Source organism: Anaerosacchariphilus polymeriproducens (assembly GCF_003363435.1).
GTDB lineage: Bacteria > Bacillota > Clostridia > Lachnospirales > Lachnospiraceae > Anaerosacchariphilus > Anaerosacchariphilus polymeriproducens.
This window is the reverse complement of the sequence record NZ_QRCT01000051.1, coordinates 113,964-129,949: the sequence shown is the minus strand read 5'-3', so window position 1 is coordinate 129,949 and position 15,986 is coordinate 113,964. Positions and strand designations below refer to the sequence as shown.

The window sequence follows — 15,986 nt, the reverse complement described above, 5'->3', positions numbered from 1 at the left end:
AGTTTACGGCGTTTGTTCTTATGTTAGTTAGTTTTGCGACACTTATAATACGTGTTGTAAAAGAAAATAACCGCCCCTCGCTAAAGTGTGCGGTTATTTCTTAAGCAAAAACTTTACTTTAAAAAAAGGAGAGGTTGTATGTATCAATATACACGTAAGGGTTTATCTGAACAATTTGATATAGGAAAAGAAACTTTGAGATATTATGAAAAGATAAATTTGTTACCTATTCCTGCAAGGAATGAAAGTGGTTATAGGGTTTATTCGGAAGAAGATGTATCGAGGATTAAATTTATTTTGCAAATGAAAAATTATGGATTTAGTTTAAGAGAGATAGCAGATTTAATTGAAATGGTTCGCAGTGAGAAACGTGCCGATAAAGATATGTTAATTGATAATATAGATAATAAGATAACTGAAGTTGAAAACCAAATAAGAGAATTTTATGAATTGATAGAATTATTAAATAGATTAAAAGAGAAAAAGAATTTAGGGGAATGTGATTTTTTTAAAAGTATTATAAAAGATACTTGACATTGTTCTGTACTACAACCATTAGACTATTAATAAATAAAATAGGAAATGGGGTATTTATTATGAAAATAATCGCAATTAATGGAAGTCCAAGAAACAAAGAGAATACGGCAACTTTGCTTAAAAAAGCACTTGAGGGTGCTGCTTCAAATGGAGCTGAAACAGAAATGGTACATCTTTATGATTACAACTATAAAGGGTGCAAGAGTTGTTTTGCCTGTAAATTAATTAATGGAAGTAGTTATGGTCAGTGTTCTATTAAGGATGAAATAAGTCCAATATTAGAAAAAGTTAAGAATGCAGATGCTGTTATTCTTGGTTCGCCAATTTATTTAGGAACTATTACAGGGGAAATAAAGTCTTTTATAGAACGGTTAATTTTTCCTTATCTTGTGTATGATGAAAATTATTCGTCCCTTTTTCCTAATAGAATTTCTGTTGGTTTTATTTATACATTTGGTGTGAATGAACAAAGGTTAGAACAAACTAAATGGAAAGATGTTCTTAAATATAATGAAATTGTAATAGAAAGAATTTTAGGTAAGGTAGAATCACTTTATGTAACGGATACATATCAATTTGATGATTATTCAAAATATGTTTCAACAGCTTTTGATGCAAATGAAAAATTGAAACGTAGGAAAGAAGTGTTTCCGCAAGATTGTGAAAAGTCATTTGATTTGGGAGAACGGCTTGTGCAATAATAAAAAATTTGTTGAATGATATTTGTAATATGATATAATTATTAATATCAGTTAAGAATTGAAAGAGGATATTTATGGTGTAGTTGCCCTCAATCCTTAGAGAAAGGGGGCGGTGCCGATATGACACTTGAAGTATTGACATTATTTCTAGTGCTATTTGCATTTGGTAACTTTATTGTTGGATTTATCGCCCTGATTGTTGAAATAATCAAATTACATACAAAAAAATAAGTATCCTCTACCGCCTAAAGTTTAGAATACTTATTTAAAAAATTTGGGCATATCTACAATATAGATATCCTTCTCTTAACTTGATTATAGCAAAGGATACTTGATTTTACAAGTATCCTTTTTATTATTTTTTCATAAGTCGGAACTTTTACACTTGTATAATGTAACAATCGCTATAGACCATGATGAGTTTACAAAAATAAAAATTCGGAAGTTACACCCCAACCTATAGAGCCTCATTTTGGAGGTTTTATTTATTATATATATTTAAGTAAGGGCAAAAAATATTGACTTACACGTAACGTGATATTGTATCATGTTATGTAAGAAGTCAAGCAAAAGATCTGCCGGCAAATTACGGTCTTGTTTTCTTATTATTAGATTAAGGGGATGATTTATTATAAAAACTATAAGTCAAGTTGCAGAATTAACAGGTATAAGTACACGTACTTTACAATACTATGATGAAATTGGTCTTTTAAAACCAAGTGAATTAACATCGTCGGGATATCGTTTATACAATGATGAAGCCCTGCAAAAGCTTCAACAAATTCTGTTTTTTAAAGAATTGGATTTTAAATTAAAAGAAATTAACCATATCTTAAGGAAACCGGAATTTGATAAAATTGAGGCGTTTAAAAAACAAAAAAAGTTACTTTGTTTAAAACGGAAGCGGTTAGATAATCTTATTCGGCTTCTGGATAAATTAGAGAAAGGAGAACAGTGTATGAGTTTTAAAGAGTTTGATTTATGTGAATATGTTGAAGCATTAGAAGAATTTAAAAGTAAAAAAACAGAAGATGTTATTAAATATTGGGGGAGCATTGAAAACTTTAATCTATTTATTCAAAAGGTTAAAGATAATGAGTGCAGTGTAGCTAAAAATGCTATCAAACAATTTGGAAGTATTGAAAAATACACAGAAGCTATGAAAAATAATTTGAATCATTTCTCGGAATTAATGGAGCATTCAAAAGCGCTTGCCGTAAATAAAGATGAATTGTTACAGAAAAATGATGATTTATTTAATGAGTTGACTTCTGATATGACAAAAGATGTTACTTCTAAAGAAATTCAAGGTATTGTACATCAAATTGTGGAATTTTTACGTGAAACCACTTTAGATATGGATATGGGGGAGGGGTTCTGGGATATGGTAATAGAAGGCTACTCTAACGATTCTGTCAAGGTAATCACAAATAAAAAGTATGGAGAAGGTGCTTCTGATTATATCGCCAAGGCTTTACAATATTATTTTAACAAATAGGCGTAGGGAAGATGTGTTTTGGCGAGATTGTGAAAAGGCATTTGAATTGGGAGGTTGGCTTGTGCAATAACAAAAATTATTGTTGAATGATATTAGTAATATGATATAATTATTAATATCAGTTAAGAATTGGAAGAGGATATTTATGGTGTAGTTGCCCTCAATCCTAAGAGAAAGGGGGCGGTGCCGATATGACACTTGAAGTATTGACATTATTCCTAGTGCTATTTGCATTTGGTAACTTTAGTGTTGGTTTTATCGCCCTGATTGTTGAAATAATCAAATTACATACAAAAAAATAAGTATCCTCTACCTCACAAGTGTTGATACTTATTTTTATAAAACAGAGGGTATATCTACAACTTAGATATCCTTTTCTTAACTTGATTATATCAAAGGGTACTTGTTTTTTCAAGTACCCTTTTTAAAAACTTTACCTGTTTCCCTGACTCTTTTATAAATTTTATTACTAATTCGGTTAAATTTTTTCCCCCAACTTCTTCAAATTGTATCAAGTTAAAATTGGTCTTATTACTTTTGTAGTTTTATTAATTAACAAAAAAATTAAAAAAACACTAAAGTATTTTAAAATCCAGCCGATATAAATATCAAGAAAAGAGCCTACAATGTTGAGGAGAATATGATTTTTTATCAAGGAGGATTTATAGTATGGTAATACAACACAATCTAACAGCGATGAACGCGAACAGACAATTGGGAATTACAACAAATTCACAAGCAAAATCAACTGAGAAATTATCTTCAGGTTATAGAATTAACCGTGCGGCAGATGATGCGGCAGGTCTTACAATTTCTGAAAAGATGAGAAGTCAGATCAGAGGTCTGGATCAGGCATCTGCAAATGCACAAGATGGTATCTCTTTGATTCAGACAGCTGAAGGTGCTTTAAATGAAACTCATTCAATCTTACAAAGAATGAATGAACTTGCAGTAAAAGCAGCGAACGATACGAACCAATCCATTGACCGTCAGGCAATTGCAAAGGAAATCAGTGCATTAGGAAAAGAAATCGATCGTATTGCATGTACAACACAGTTCAACAAAAAGAATTTAATTGATGGTTCTGTATCAGGGTTGAATCTTCAGGTAGGTGCAAATAATGGACAGAGTATCAGCATTAGTATTGTATCTATGGGAGCAAGTGATATCGGATTAGGAGCAGCAGGAAGCCAATTAGGAATGAGCAGCTTCGCTTCAGCAGGAAGCTCTATCGATATGATTCAATCAGCTATTAACTTAGTATCTGAACAACGTTCCGCACTTGGTGCATTACAGAATAGATTAGAACATACCATTGCAAACTTAGATACAGCTTCAGAAAATGCTTCTGCAGCAGAATCACGTATCCGTGACGTAGATATGGCGAAAGAAATGGTTAACTACAGCAAGAATAACATTCTTTCACAGGCCGGACAGTCAATGCTTGCTCAGGCGAACCAATCTACACAAGGCGTATTAAGCTTACTGCAATAAGTATAATTTGACATTAAAAAATCAGCGTAAAAAGTTTAATAGTGTAAGATAATAATAAAAATAAACAAAGGCTGTCTTAAACTTTTAAGACAGCTTTCTTTGTAGGGAGTGACAAAATTGGAAAAATCATTCAATGAATTTTGGGAAGAGCAGTTTAAAAACGGATGGGGTGGCAAGTGGCCCTGTGAAGAAGTCATCCGTTTCGTTGCACGTAATTTTTATAAAAAAGACAGAGCAAATACGAAAATTTTAGATTTTGGTTGTGGTGCAGGTGCGCATACATGGTATTTGGCCAAAGAAGGATTTGATACGTATGCTTTTGATGGCTCCGCATCAGCGATTGAGCGCCTCAAAGTAATGTTGCAGCAGGAAAATCTAGTAGCTGATGTTCAGGTAAAAGACGGCTTACAATTAGACTATCCGTCGGAAATGTTTGATGGGGTGATTGATAATGCAGTCATTTATTCGAACCGAATCGCTCATATCAAATCAATGTATACAGATATTTATCATATGCTAAAACAAGGTGGAAAATTACTGACTTCTAGTTTGTTTACTACCAATACGACCGGTTACAAAGATGGAGAAGAATTAGAACATAATACATTTATTAATATCAAAAGTGGTCCTACAGCAGGAGGACAGACAGCACATTTTTTTGAAGATGGAGAGATAGAAAAAATTTTAAGTGAAATTGGGTTTTACAATATTCAGGTAGATATCTTGAAGCGGACCGATCAGGGAAGCAAGTTGGTAATTGAATATTTTGTAGTATCAGCTGAGAAGTAAGAGGAAAAAATAAGTGAAACGGGTAAGATAACTATACAGGATAGAGGTGACAGAATGGGAGTTTTAATCATTGCGGAAGCAGGTGTAAATCATAATGGAGATATGAAGCTGGCAAAAAGATTGATAGAAGAAGCCAAGAAAGCAGGAGCGGATATCGTTAAGTTCCAGACTTTTGTACCTGAGAGAGAGGTTTCAAAATATGCACAGAAGGCCAGCTATCAAAAAGAGACAACTGGAGAAGCCGGAAGTCAGTTGGAAATGATAAAAAAACTTCAGCTTTCGGAAGAAAATTTCATAGAATTAAAAAGATATTGTGAGAAGCTTTCCATTCAATTTTTGTCTACTCCATCGGATTTAGAAAGCTTAGAATTCTTGAAGGAATTGGATATGCCGTTCTGGAAGATTCCTTCGAATGAGATAACGGATCTTCCTTATTTGATAGAAATTGCGAAGACGAATAAACCAGTGATTCTTTCTACGGGAATGAGTACGATGGAAGAAATCCAACAAGCAGTTCAAGTGTTAAATACAAATGGAAGTGGTGAGATTTCTCTGCTCCACTGTACTACAGAATATCCGGCTCCGTTAGAAGAAGTAAATTTGAGAGCAATGAATACATTAAAAGAAGCATTTCAATGTAAAGTAGGATATTCTGATCATACATTAGGAATTCATGTTCCTATAGCGGCAGCAGCTCTTGGTGCGGTTATTATTGAAAAACATTTTACATTAGATTCTGGTATGGAAGGACCTGATCATAGAGCAAGTCTGGAACCTGACCAATTGAAACAAATGGTTGAGGCAATTCGAAAAATAGAGCCTGCCTTAGGAGATGGAATCAAAAGAGTGACTTCATCTGAGGCTGGAAATATAATCGTAGCCAGAAAAAGTATTGTAGCAGACAAAGAGATTAAAAAGGGAGAGACTTTTACCGAAGAAAATCTTACGACCAAAAGACCGGGAAACGGAATTTCTCCTATGAGATGGGAAGAAATTTTGGGACAGAAGGCGAAACGAGACTTCCAGGAAGATGAGATGATTGAAATATGAAAAAGAAAATTTCAGTACTAACAGCGACGAGAGCAGAATATGGACTCTTAAAAAGAGTAATAAGAAATTTAAAAAAGATAGATGATTTTGATGTAAGAATTGTAGCTACAGGAATGCATTTGTCGCCCGAATTTGGTATGACCTATCGAGAAATCGAGGAAGATGGTTTTGAATTGGACGAAAAAATTGAAATACTTTTAAGTTCTGATACGGAGACATCTGTTTCCAAAAGCATGGGATTAGCGATGATTAGTTTTGCGGATTATTTTCAACGGTTGAAACCGGACCTTTTGCTTGTTCTTGGTGATCGCTTTGAGGCAATGGCAGTCTGCTGTGTAGCGTCAAATATGAGGATTCCTATTGCACATTTGTGTGGTGGAGAGACGACGGAAGGTGCGATAGATGAGAGTATTCGGCATTCCATTACAAAGATGAGTTATCTGCATTTTACCATTGCAGAAGATTATAGAAGGCGTGTGATTCAATTAGGGGAAGCCCCTGATAGAGTTTTTAACTTTGGTTCGCTGGGAGTAGAGACTATTCAGGAAACTAAGCTTATGACGAAGGAAGAATTAGAAAATTCGATTCAATTTAAGCTGGATAAACCTTATGGTGTTTTGACATTCCATCCGGTCACTTTGGAAGAGGGTCAAGTGAATCAGCAATGTAAAGATTTACTTGAAGTGTGTGAAGAGCAGAGTGACATGAAGTTTATCTTCACGAAAGCGAATGCAGATACTAGTGGACGTATTATCAATCAAATGTTAGAGGAGTATGTTAAGACCCATAATAATGCTGTAGTGTTTACTTCTCTAGGTATGCTTCGTTACTTAAGTGCAGTCAGTTATAGTGAGATGGTAATTGGAAATTCTTCGAGCGGAATCGTAGAAGTACCGACCTTTCAGATTCCAACAATAAATATCGGAGACAGGCAGAAAGGAAGAATTATGGCACCGTCTGTAATTTCATGTGAACCTGTTAAAGAAGAGATGCGAAGAGCTTTTCAAAAAGCCAGAAATAAAGAATTCAGGAATTCTCTAAAGAAGATGGAAAATCCATATGGAAATGGAAATGCTTCAGAAAGAATCGTAGAAGTAATTGAGACTTTTTTGAAGAATCAAACAATAGACTTGAAGAAAAAATTTTATGACTTATAAGGGGGACAATCCATGACAACAACAATAACCAAAACAGCAAGTATGAAAGAGAATTGTTTTGAACCAGTTTTATATTTTGAAAGTGCCAGAGAAGCCTTTAAATCATTGTTAGATAAACTAAAAGAGGAGAATGCGACTTTGCTGTTGCCGGCTTATATTGGTTGGTCATCCAATGAAGGAAGCGGCATATATGACCCGATTATAGAGACCAAAACGGATCATGTGTTCTATTTATTGGACGAGAATCTGAATATGAATAAAGAAGATATAAAAGAAAAAATGGATCAGATCCAAGGTAAAAAAGTACTTTTAATAGTACATTACTTTGGATATATAGATCCTTGTTATCGAGATATATGTCATATGGCTTTGGAAAATGATTGCTATATCATAGAAGATTGTGCACATGCATTATTTACCGATTATGTAGATCAAAAATGCGGGATTTATGCTGATGCCGTGTTTTATTCTCTTCATAAGATGCTCCCGTTATCAAATGGAGGTATGTTGAAAGTAAAAAACCATAAGTTTTTGGTTAAAGAAGGAATTTATCAGCAGGTGTCTCCATTTTCTTATGATTTTAAGAAAATAGCTGATATTAGAAAGAAGAATGCACAAGTCTTAGAAGAAAGATTAAGCAAGTTAGGAAGATACATTACGATATTAAGACCGGAAGAGAAATATAAAGGTCAGACGCCACAAACATTTCCAATCCGTTTTAAGAAAGTAGATAAATCGGAATTTTATTTTGAACTAAATGCAATGGATTTTGGTGTAGTCAGTTTATACCATACGATGATTGAACCACTTAGAGAAAAGAAGTACCAAATGTTCATGGATATAGGAAACAGTATATTGAATCTTCCGGTGCATCAGGATGCTACACCGGAGCAGATGCAACAGTTATGCGACAACTTGGAGGCGTTGCTCAGTGGAAAAATTCGAAATTTACAATAGTAAGAACGAAAAAGAATATAAAGAATGGACTAGAATAGTAGAAACTGATTTTGAGGATGAATTGATGTTGAAACCTGCTTATCTTAATTTGTTCTGCAGGGAAAATCAAGAAGGTTACTGCGTTTATTTGAAAGATAATGAACATGCAGTTCTTTATCCTTTTTTACTTCGTGAAATCCCATTCGCTCCGGAATTTAAGGATATTATAACGGCTTATGGTTATGGTGGACCGTTTGTTAAGGGGAAGTTGGAGCTAGAAAAGATTTCTACCTTTTGGAATAAGACAGACGAATGGTTAATGAAAAATAAAGTGGTCTCAGAAGTAGTGAAATTTAGTCTATTTGGGACGGAACATTGTGGATATCCGGGAATGATAGAAGAAGCAATGAAAAACATTGTAAGAGAATTGAACATGCCAATGGAAGATATGTGGATGGAATTTGAGCATAAAGTTAGGAAAAATCTTAAAAAAGCGCAGAAGAATGATCTGGAGTTTCGAGTAGATCCAAAAGGAGAGTATTTAGAACAATTTCTAGAAATATATTACTCAACGATGGAGCGGAGAGAGGCAGGAGAAGCTTATTATTTCGAACCGGATTTTTTCCGGAATCTTCAAAAAAATCTACCGGAAAATTTTTGCTACTTCCATATATTTATGAATGGCCGGATGATTTCAACAGAGCTAGCTTTAATGTCTCAAAGTACAATGTATTCTTATCTTGGAGGAACCATACGAGAATATTTTGAATATAGACCAAATGATTTTTTAAAGTATCAGATGATTCTTTGGGCCAAAGAAAAGAATTTGAAACGTTTCGTATTGGGTGGAGGTTATCAGAATGAAGATGGAATCTACAAATACAAGCGGAGTTTTGCCCCGAATGGAGAGAAAATTTTCAAAGTGGGAACGAGAATTTTGAATCAAGAAGCCTACGAACAGTTATGCCAGATGAAGGGAATTGATGCAAAGCATCCTTTTGTACCGGCTTATCGTATAGAATTGTAGGAGGAAAGACATGAAGAATTTAGCAATTATCCCAGCAAGAAGTGGGTCCAAAGGACTTAAGGATAAAAATATAAAAGAGATGAATGGCATGCCGCTTTTGGTATATTCCATTCAGGCTGCCTTAGAATCAAATCTGTTTGATACGATTTATCTATCTACGGATTCAGAGGAATATGCGAAAGTCGGAAAGGCTTATGGAGCACAAGTTCCGTTTCTAAGGCCTAAAGAACTGGCTTCTGATACAGCATCGTCTTGGGATGCTGTCCGATGTGCCTTAAAACAATATGAAACGATTGGAAAAAAATTTGATACTGTCTCCTTATTGCAGCCTACATCACCTTTAAGGACAAAGGAAGATATTATAGGGGGCTATGAATTATATCAAAAGGAAAATGCCCAAGCTGTGATTGGGGTGTGTGAAGTTGAACATTCTCCTCTATGGAGCAATACATTACCGGAGAGTAAAAAAATGGATGATTTTATAAAACCGGAAAATGATAAAAGACGACAGGAATTGAACACATATTATCGAATTAATGGAGCACTTTATATCGTAGACAGGAATCGAATCATGGAAACAGATCAAATTTATAAAAAAGATTGTTATGCCTTTATTATGGAACAGTCACATTCGATTGATATTGATACTGAATTAGATTTTGAAATTGCGCAGATTATATTAAAGAATAAGTTTTAAGAAAGATTCTGAATAGATTGGAAGACAAAAGTTGGAGGAAGAGAGGTACGGCATGAAAAAAGTTTTAGTTACCGGCGCAGATGGGTTTATTGGAAGCCACTTGACGGAGAGTTTGTTGGAAAAAGGGTATGAAGTGAAAGCATTTGCATACTACAATTCTTTTAATACCTGGGGATGGCTGGATACGCTGCCCAAACATAAATTAGAGCAGATTGAAGTGTTTACCGGAGATATCCGAGATCCGAATGGAGTCCGGGAAGCTATGAAAGGCGTAGATGGTGTTTTCCATCTTGCTGCTTTGATTGCGATTCCTTTTAGTTATCATTCCCCTGATTCTTATGTGGATACCAATATAAAAGGAACTTTGAATGTGCTGCAGGCGGGACGGGAACTGGAATTAGAAAGGATTTTGGTCACATCAACGTCCGAAGTATACGGAACTGCCCAATATGTTCCCATTGACGAGAAACATCCTTTTCAAGGGCAATCTCCGTACTCCGCTACAAAAATAGGAGCTGACCGTTTGGCAGAGAGTTTTTACCGAAGTTTTGATATGCCGGTCTCTATTGTCAGACCTTTTAATACTTACGGACCAAGGCAATCAGCAAGAGCTGTCATACCAACAATTATTACTCAGCTGCTTGCCGGAAAAGAAGAGATTAAGCTAGGTTCTCTGACTCCTACAAGAGACTTTAATTTTGTAAAGGATACAGCTGCAGGATTTATAGCAATTGCAGAATCAGATAAGACCATTGGGGAAGAAATAAATATTGCGACGCAGCAAGAAATTTCGATAGAAGATTTAGCGAAAGAAATCATTGGTCAGATAAATCCGAAGGCTAAAATTATTTGTGACGAACAAAGACTTCGTCCCGAAAAAAGTGAAGTTAACCGATTATTAGGTGACAACCAAAAGATAAAAGCATTGACAGACTGGAAGCCTGAATATACATTTGCGCAGGGAATTGGTGAGACAATAGCGTGGATGAAGCAGAATTTAAATGCATACAAGCCTGATATTTATAATGTATAAAAACACGAGCAGGGAGGGTTCCCATGATAAAGGAAAAGATAAAAAATTTCTTAGTATCCCAAGAGACTGCCATTGTAGACACCTTACAGAAAATAGATGAGAACGGAAAAGGAATTGTATTTGTATTAGATGAGAAAGAACGCCTGATAGGAGCGGTCACGGATGGAGATATCCGTAGATGGCTGATCAAGACCGGAGAGTTATCCGCAAAAATATATCATTTAATGAACTTGAATCCTATCACAGCATATCGAAAAGATAAAGTTAATGCACAAGAAGTGATGGATAAGTATAAAATCACAGCACTTCCTATATTAAGTACAACAGGAACGGTACTTGATATTGTATTCTTGGAGAAAGATGAAAGAAAAAGAAAGCGAGTGCACCATAATTGTTTAAAAGATGTTTCTGTTGTCATCATGGCAGGAGGAAAAGGAACTCGTTTGTATCCCTATACGAAAGTGTTACCAAAACCGCTGATTCCAATAGGAGATATTCCGATTATGGAACGGATTATAGATAAGTTCTGCGAATATGGTGTTGCTGATTTTTATGCAACCTTAAATTACAGAAAGAGCATGATCAAATCCTATTTTGCGGAGATAAGCAAGTCTTATCAAATCCAGTATGTGGAAGAGGACAAGCCTCTTGGTACAGGCGGTAGTCTTCATTTGATCGAAAAGAAATTTAAAAAACCTATTATTGTGACCAATTGTGATATTTTAATTAATGAAGACTATGAAGATATCTATCATTATCATCAAAGTACTGAAAATGTAATGACTATTGTATCTGCCCTTAAAAATGTAATAGTGCCGTATGGAGTGATTAATTCAAAAGAAAACGGTGGAATTATTTCAATGGATGAAAAACCAAAGTTGTCTTATTTCGTAAATACGGGTATGTATATTATAAATCCGGAATTGATTGAGGAAATTCCTCAAAATAGTTTTTATCATATGACGGATTTGGCGAATGATTTATTAGAAAAGGGACAGCAGGTCGGCATGTACCCAATTAGTGAGGATTCGTTTCTGGATATGGGAGAATTCGAAGAAATGCACCGTATGGAAGCAAAATTAAATTTAAAGGTGGATGAACGATGAAGATATTAGCGATCATACCGGCAAGAAGCGGTTCTAAAAGTGTGAAAGATAAAAATATCCGTACCTTTAACGGCAGACCTATGCTTGCTTACTCTATTGAGCATGCGAAACAATCAAATCTCATAAATCGTATTATTGTAAGTACGGACAGTGAAGCCTATGCAGAAATTGCCATGGAATACGGAGCAGAAGTGCCTTTCTTGCGTCCGGCAGAATATGCAACAGACACTGCATTAGATATTCATGTATTTGAACATGCCCTGAATTTTCTTGCAAAAGAAGAAGGCTATGTTCCTGAACTTGTAGTACATTTACGTCCTACATATCCAATTAGAAATCCAAAGGATATTGATGCTATGATTGAGCAGATGTTAGAGGATAGGCGGGTCGATTCCATTCGCTGCATAACACCGGCTAAGGAAATACCTTATAAAATGTGGTTAAAAGGAGAAGGAGGAAAAATCCATCCGTTAATCACTGAAATTAAGGAATGCTACAATATGCCAAGGCAGCAATTGCCCAAAGTTTATTATCAAAATGCTTGTATTGATGTAATCCGTACGGAAGTAATCACTCAAAAACATTCGATGAGTGGAGAAATTATAAAAGGATATGAGATGGATGAGTTCTTTGATATAGATACAGAAGAAGAATTTGAAAGAGCATTAGAATATGCCGTCAGTCTTGAAAAGCAAAAGAGGAGGGATTAAATCCATGAATCAGTTATTTGAAAACTTATTTATCTTCGAAATGGCTAATAATCATCAGGGAGATGTAGAACATGGACTTGATATCATTCGGGCCATGGGGAAGATTACAAGAAAATATAATATAAAGGCAGCAGTGAAACTGCAGTACCGCGAGCTGGAGACGTTCATCCATCCGGAGTACGTGAATCGTACCGATGTCAAACATATCCCAAGGTTCTTGGGGACTCGCATGGAGGAACAAGAATTTTCGACGCTGGTAAATGCCATTAAAGAAGAAGGGATGTTCTCTATGAGCACGCCGTTTGATGAAGCCAGTGTAAACCTCTGTATGGACCATGGTATAGATATTATCAAAATCGCCAGCTGCAGTGCATTGGACTGGCCCTTGCTGACAGCCGCATCGGCAAGCAGAAAGCCGCTTATTGTTTCCACTGGAGGCAAGAAAATTTCGGATATTGATAAGATTTATAATTTTCTTACACATAGAGAAAACTTCTTTGCTTTTCTTCATTGTATTGCACTTTATCCGACACCTGCGGAGAATCTGCAATTAGACTTTATTCACCGATTGAGTAAACGCTATCCAAATGTTACGATCGGTTATTCCGGTCATGAAGATCCAAATGATATCATTACACCGATGCTCGCTGTTGCCAAAGGAGCTATGATACTAGAACGTCATGTTGGACTTTCGACGGATTCTATTACATTAAACGCATATTCTATGAATCCCGATCAGGCAGATGCTTGGGTGAAAGCAGCGATTGATGCTAAGAAAATGTGTAATATACATGGAAATGGTGATAAATATGTCAGTCAGGATGAAGTCGATTCTTTGAATTCTCTAATGAGAGGGGTATATGTAAACAAAGATATTCCCAAAGGAACCCCAATCAAAGAGCAGGATGTATTTTTTGCTATGCCCTGCTTGGAAAAGCAGATGAATAGCGGGCAGTTTTATGATGGTATTGTGGCGACCAAAGATTATAAAGCAAATGATGGGGTATTTGAAATCAAAAAAAAGGATAATATTGCCATTGTAAGGAATGTTATCCATGATGCGAAAGGTATGCTTTACGAAGCCGGTATTCCTGTTGGATCAGATTTTGAGGTTGAATTATCGCATCATTATGGAATGGCTCATTTCAGACAGAACGGTGCATTAATTATTAATATTATTAATCGAGAGTATTGCAAGAAATTGATAATTGTTTTACCCGGTCAGAAACATCCGGTACATCATCACAAATTGAAAGAAGAAACATTTCAATTGTTATATGGAGATCTGCAGGTTGATTTAGAAGGGAAAGTGGAACATCTAAAACCGGGAGATATTTTGACAGTACCAAGAATGGCGAAACATTCCTTTACATCTTCAAAAGGAGCGATTTTTGAAGAGATATCTACGACCCATGTTAAAAAGGATTCTTATTATGCTGATGAGAAAATTAGTCGTTTAGATCCGATTGAAAGGAAAACAATCTTAAGAAATTGGTAAAAAAAATCAATAAGGATAATTATTGCATTTGCTATTGAAAAAGTATATAATTAATTTTCGCTGGACATAAAATGTGAAAGAGGTTTTTGATCACAGTAATTATTAGGATAAAGGAGAGCGAGATGTATAAATTAGAGCATGATACCTGGATAGAATTTGAAGAGACGGTTGAAGGAAGAAAGTTATTCCTATATGGCGATGCGAAGGCAGGAAAAGAATTTATTCATAATACAGAATATGAAGTGACTGGTGTCATAACGAATGGATTTGAGAAAATGGGTGAAGAATTTGAGGGAGTTCCTTTATGGTCTATAGAAGAATTAAGTAATATGGAACCGCAAGAATTAGTTGTGCTGATTACGAGTGAACGATTTGATGAAAAGATCAAGGAACTTGGTGAATATGGTTTTTCAAATTACTTTGTCAAATCATTTCTGGATGCTAATGAAAAAATATTCGATTAAATAATATATATAGTAGGAGAGAACAAGTATGGCGACAATTAAATATTGGGCTCAAATTTTTTTATTGCCGATCTACTGGTTCTCTTTTATTATTCCCAAAAATAAAAAAATCTGGGTCTGTGGCAGCAGCTTTGGGAAACGATTTGCAGACAATCCCAAATATCTGTATCTATATTTAAATCAATACCAAAAATCAAATATCAGAACTATATGGATCTCAAGTGAGCCTAAGATAATACAATTTCTCAAAGAAAATGGGTACGAAGCTTATCTGAACGGTTCTTTCAAGGGTATTTTTTATTGTCTTAGAGCAAAAGTTTATATATTTGATAATTATTCTAAGGATATCTCTTTTTGGTTATCGGGCGGGGCGATTAAAATAAATTTGTGGCATGGCGTTGGGAATAAAAAGATCAATTATGATAATAAATTTGATGCCGTTCGTCATCCGAAAAATATCTGGGAAAAGTTCAAAACATATTTGCGGAGATTGTCAGATGAAAAGCCGAGTCACTACATATTAGCGACTTCTCCGATTATGGGAGATATTTTTGCAGGTGCTTTTCAAGTTCCGAGAAATCATATTATTGAGGCAGGATATCCACGCAATGACATGCTGGTAAGCCAGGAAATACAGAACTTATACACAGAACAGGAAAAGAAATGTGTACAACAATTGAAAAAATTTAAAGATATGGGCAAAACCATACTATTTTATATGCCAACATTCCGTGATTCAGAAACACAATTCTTTGAAGTGATGGACTTGGAACGATGGAACAACTTTCTAGAAAGAAATCATTTTGTTTTCTGTCCTAAATTACATCCCAAGTCAAAACTGCAAGAGAAGTTTAATAATATAAATACAGGAAAAAATAAGTCTAATATTTTTCTGATTCCTGCTCAGATAGACTCTTATGGAGTGTTACAGTATGCAGATCTTCTGATTACAGATTATTCATCGATTTATTCAGATTTTCTTATGCTTAACCGCCCTTCTGTTTTGTTTCCGTATGATTACGAGACCTATTTGACGGATACAAGGGAAGAGTATTTTTCTTATGATGAATATATGCCGGAACCTAAAGCAAAAAACATGGAAGAATTAATGGAATACATTAAGAGGGTTTGCGGGCAAGATACTTATCAATCAGAGAGAGAAAAGGTACGAACATGGATGTTTACTTATACGGACGGAAAATCTTCCGAACGCATTTATGAAAAAATTCAAGAGCTTTTATAAAAAAATTCAAGAGCTTTTATAAAATAATTTTAGAAGGTCATCTTAA

At 35.0% G+C, this 15,986-nt stretch carries 17 protein-coding genes; all 17 read left to right on the top strand.

Annotation, left to right across the window (positions count from 1 at the left end):
* Positions 1–138: 138 nt before the first annotated feature.
* The 17 genes from DWV06_RS18030 to DWV06_RS17955 all read left to right on the top strand — a co-directional run bounded on the left by DWV06_RS18030 (position 139) and on the right by DWV06_RS17955 (position 15,940).
* A complete protein-coding gene (locus tag DWV06_RS18030) occupies positions 139–534 on the top strand; it encodes a MerR family transcriptional regulator (RefSeq protein WP_115483613.1) in 396 nt (131 codons plus the stop codon).
* Positions 535–596: 62 nt separating this feature from the next.
* On the top strand, positions 597–1,238 hold the full coding sequence (locus DWV06_RS18025) for a flavodoxin family protein (protein WP_115483612.1): 642 nt from the start codon (positions 597–599) through the stop codon (positions 1,236–1,238).
* 120 nt (positions 1,239–1,358) lie between these two features.
* Complete coding sequence (locus DWV06_RS19155; protein WP_408608171.1) at positions 1,359–1,469, top strand: putative holin-like toxin; 111 nt, start codon at positions 1,359–1,361, stop codon at positions 1,467–1,469.
* Positions 1,470–1,869: 400 nt separating this feature from the next.
* Positions 1,870–2,736, top strand: coding sequence for a MerR family transcriptional regulator (locus DWV06_RS19150; protein ID WP_115483611.1), 867 nt, complete (start codon positions 1,870–1,872; stop codon positions 2,734–2,736).
* A 669-nt stretch (positions 2,737–3,405) separates the two neighbouring features.
* Positions 3,406–4,230 carry a flagellin N-terminal helical domain-containing protein gene (locus DWV06_RS18015; protein ID WP_115483610.1) on the top strand — a complete coding sequence of 275 codons (825 nt, stop codon included), beginning with the start codon at positions 3,406–3,408 and terminating at the stop codon, positions 4,228–4,230.
* Between the two features lie 117 nt (positions 4,231–4,347).
* Entirely contained in the window at positions 4,348–5,019 is a 672-nt protein-coding gene (locus tag DWV06_RS18010; protein WP_162300681.1) for a class I SAM-dependent methyltransferase, read from the top strand.
* A 54-nt stretch (positions 5,020–5,073) separates the two neighbouring features.
* A complete protein-coding gene (gene neuB / locus DWV06_RS18005; RefSeq protein ID WP_115483608.1) occupies positions 5,074–6,069 on the top strand; it encodes an N-acetylneuraminate synthase in 996 nt (331 codons plus the stop codon).
* The gene (gene neuC / locus DWV06_RS18000) at positions 6,066–7,226 is read left to right on the top strand and encodes a UDP-N-acetylglucosamine 2-epimerase (RefSeq protein ID WP_115483607.1); all 1,161 of its coding nucleotides are present in this window, start codon (positions 6,066–6,068) and stop codon (positions 7,224–7,226) included. The genes neuB and neuC overlap by 4 nt, the downstream gene beginning before the upstream one ends.
* A 12-nt stretch (positions 7,227–7,238) precedes the next feature.
* Positions 7,239–8,183: a DegT/DnrJ/EryC1/StrS family aminotransferase gene (locus DWV06_RS17995; protein WP_115483606.1), complete on the top strand. Its 945-nt coding sequence runs from the start codon at positions 7,239–7,241 to the stop codon at positions 8,181–8,183.
* Positions 8,158–9,189: a GNAT family N-acetyltransferase gene (locus DWV06_RS17990; protein WP_162300680.1), complete on the top strand. Its 1,032-nt coding sequence runs from the start codon at positions 8,158–8,160 to the stop codon at positions 9,187–9,189. Before DWV06_RS17995 ends, DWV06_RS17990 begins: the two co-directional genes overlap by 26 nt.
* A 10-nt stretch (positions 9,190–9,199) precedes the next feature.
* The gene (locus DWV06_RS17985) at positions 9,200–9,886 is read left to right on the top strand and encodes an acylneuraminate cytidylyltransferase family protein (protein WP_115483604.1); all 687 of its coding nucleotides are present in this window, start codon (positions 9,200–9,202) and stop codon (positions 9,884–9,886) included.
* 52 nt (positions 9,887–9,938) lie between these two features.
* Positions 9,939–10,919, top strand: a complete 981-nt coding sequence (locus tag DWV06_RS17980; protein WP_115483603.1) for an NAD-dependent 4,6-dehydratase LegB — start codon at positions 9,939–9,941, stop codon at positions 10,917–10,919.
* A gap of 23 nt (positions 10,920–10,942) precedes the next feature.
* Complete coding sequence (locus DWV06_RS17975) at positions 10,943–12,025, top strand: nucleotidyltransferase family protein (protein ID WP_115483602.1); 1,083 nt, start codon at positions 10,943–10,945, stop codon at positions 12,023–12,025.
* Positions 12,022–12,735, top strand: a complete 714-nt coding sequence (locus tag DWV06_RS17970) for an acylneuraminate cytidylyltransferase family protein (RefSeq protein WP_115483601.1) — start codon at positions 12,022–12,024, stop codon at positions 12,733–12,735. Before DWV06_RS17975 ends, DWV06_RS17970 begins: the two co-directional genes overlap by 4 nt.
* Before the next feature lie 4 nt (positions 12,736–12,739).
* On the top strand, positions 12,740–14,233 hold the full coding sequence (locus tag DWV06_RS17965; RefSeq protein WP_162300679.1) for an N-acetylneuraminate synthase family protein: 1,494 nt from the start codon (positions 12,740–12,742) through the stop codon (positions 14,231–14,233).
* A gap of 122 nt (positions 14,234–14,355) precedes the next feature.
* Positions 14,356–14,697 (top strand): hypothetical protein, encoded by a 342-nt coding sequence (locus DWV06_RS17960; protein ID WP_115483599.1) that lies wholly within the window; start codon positions 14,356–14,358, stop codon positions 14,695–14,697.
* Positions 14,698–14,725: 28 nt separating this feature from the next.
* Positions 14,726–15,940, top strand: coding sequence for a CDP-glycerol glycerophosphotransferase family protein (locus tag DWV06_RS17955; RefSeq protein ID WP_115483598.1), 1,215 nt, complete (start codon positions 14,726–14,728; stop codon positions 15,938–15,940).
* The last annotated feature ends 46 nt before the right edge of the window (positions 15,941–15,986 follow it).

What these genes read in the sequence shown, in the direction of transcription:
- DWV06_RS18030 (WP_115483613.1), top strand. Translation starts at nt 139, where the DNA reads ATGTATCAATATACACGTAAGGGTTTATCTGAACAATTTGATATAGGA.
- DWV06_RS18025 (WP_115483612.1), top strand. Translation starts at nt 597, where the DNA reads ATGAAAATAATCGCAATTAATGGAAGTCCAAGAAACAAAGAGAATACG.
- DWV06_RS19155 (WP_408608171.1), top strand. Translation starts at nt 1,359, where the DNA reads ATGACACTTGAAGTATTGACATTATTTCTAGTGCTATTTGCATTTGGT.
- DWV06_RS18015 (WP_115483610.1), top strand. Translation starts at nt 3,406, where the DNA reads ATGGTAATACAACACAATCTAACAGCGATGAACGCGAACAGACAATTG.
- neuB (WP_115483608.1), top strand. Translation starts at nt 5,074, where the DNA reads ATGGGAGTTTTAATCATTGCGGAAGCAGGTGTAAATCATAATGGAGAT.
- neuC (WP_115483607.1), top strand. Translation starts at nt 6,066, where the DNA reads ATGAAAAAGAAAATTTCAGTACTAACAGCGACGAGAGCAGAATATGGA.
- DWV06_RS17995 (WP_115483606.1), top strand. Translation starts at nt 7,239, where the DNA reads ATGACAACAACAATAACCAAAACAGCAAGTATGAAAGAGAATTGTTTT.
- DWV06_RS17985 (WP_115483604.1), top strand. Translation starts at nt 9,200, where the DNA reads ATGAAGAATTTAGCAATTATCCCAGCAAGAAGTGGGTCCAAAGGACTT.
- DWV06_RS17980 (WP_115483603.1), top strand. Translation starts at nt 9,939, where the DNA reads ATGAAAAAAGTTTTAGTTACCGGCGCAGATGGGTTTATTGGAAGCCAC.
- DWV06_RS17975 (WP_115483602.1), top strand. Translation starts at nt 10,943, where the DNA reads ATGATAAAGGAAAAGATAAAAAATTTCTTAGTATCCCAAGAGACTGCC.
- DWV06_RS17970 (WP_115483601.1), top strand. Translation starts at nt 12,022, where the DNA reads ATGAAGATATTAGCGATCATACCGGCAAGAAGCGGTTCTAAAAGTGTG.
- DWV06_RS17965 (WP_162300679.1), top strand. Translation starts at nt 12,740, where the DNA reads ATGAATCAGTTATTTGAAAACTTATTTATCTTCGAAATGGCTAATAAT.
- DWV06_RS17960 (WP_115483599.1), top strand. Translation starts at nt 14,356, where the DNA reads ATGTATAAATTAGAGCATGATACCTGGATAGAATTTGAAGAGACGGTT.
- DWV06_RS17955 (WP_115483598.1), top strand. Translation starts at nt 14,726, where the DNA reads ATGGCGACAATTAAATATTGGGCTCAAATTTTTTTATTGCCGATCTAC.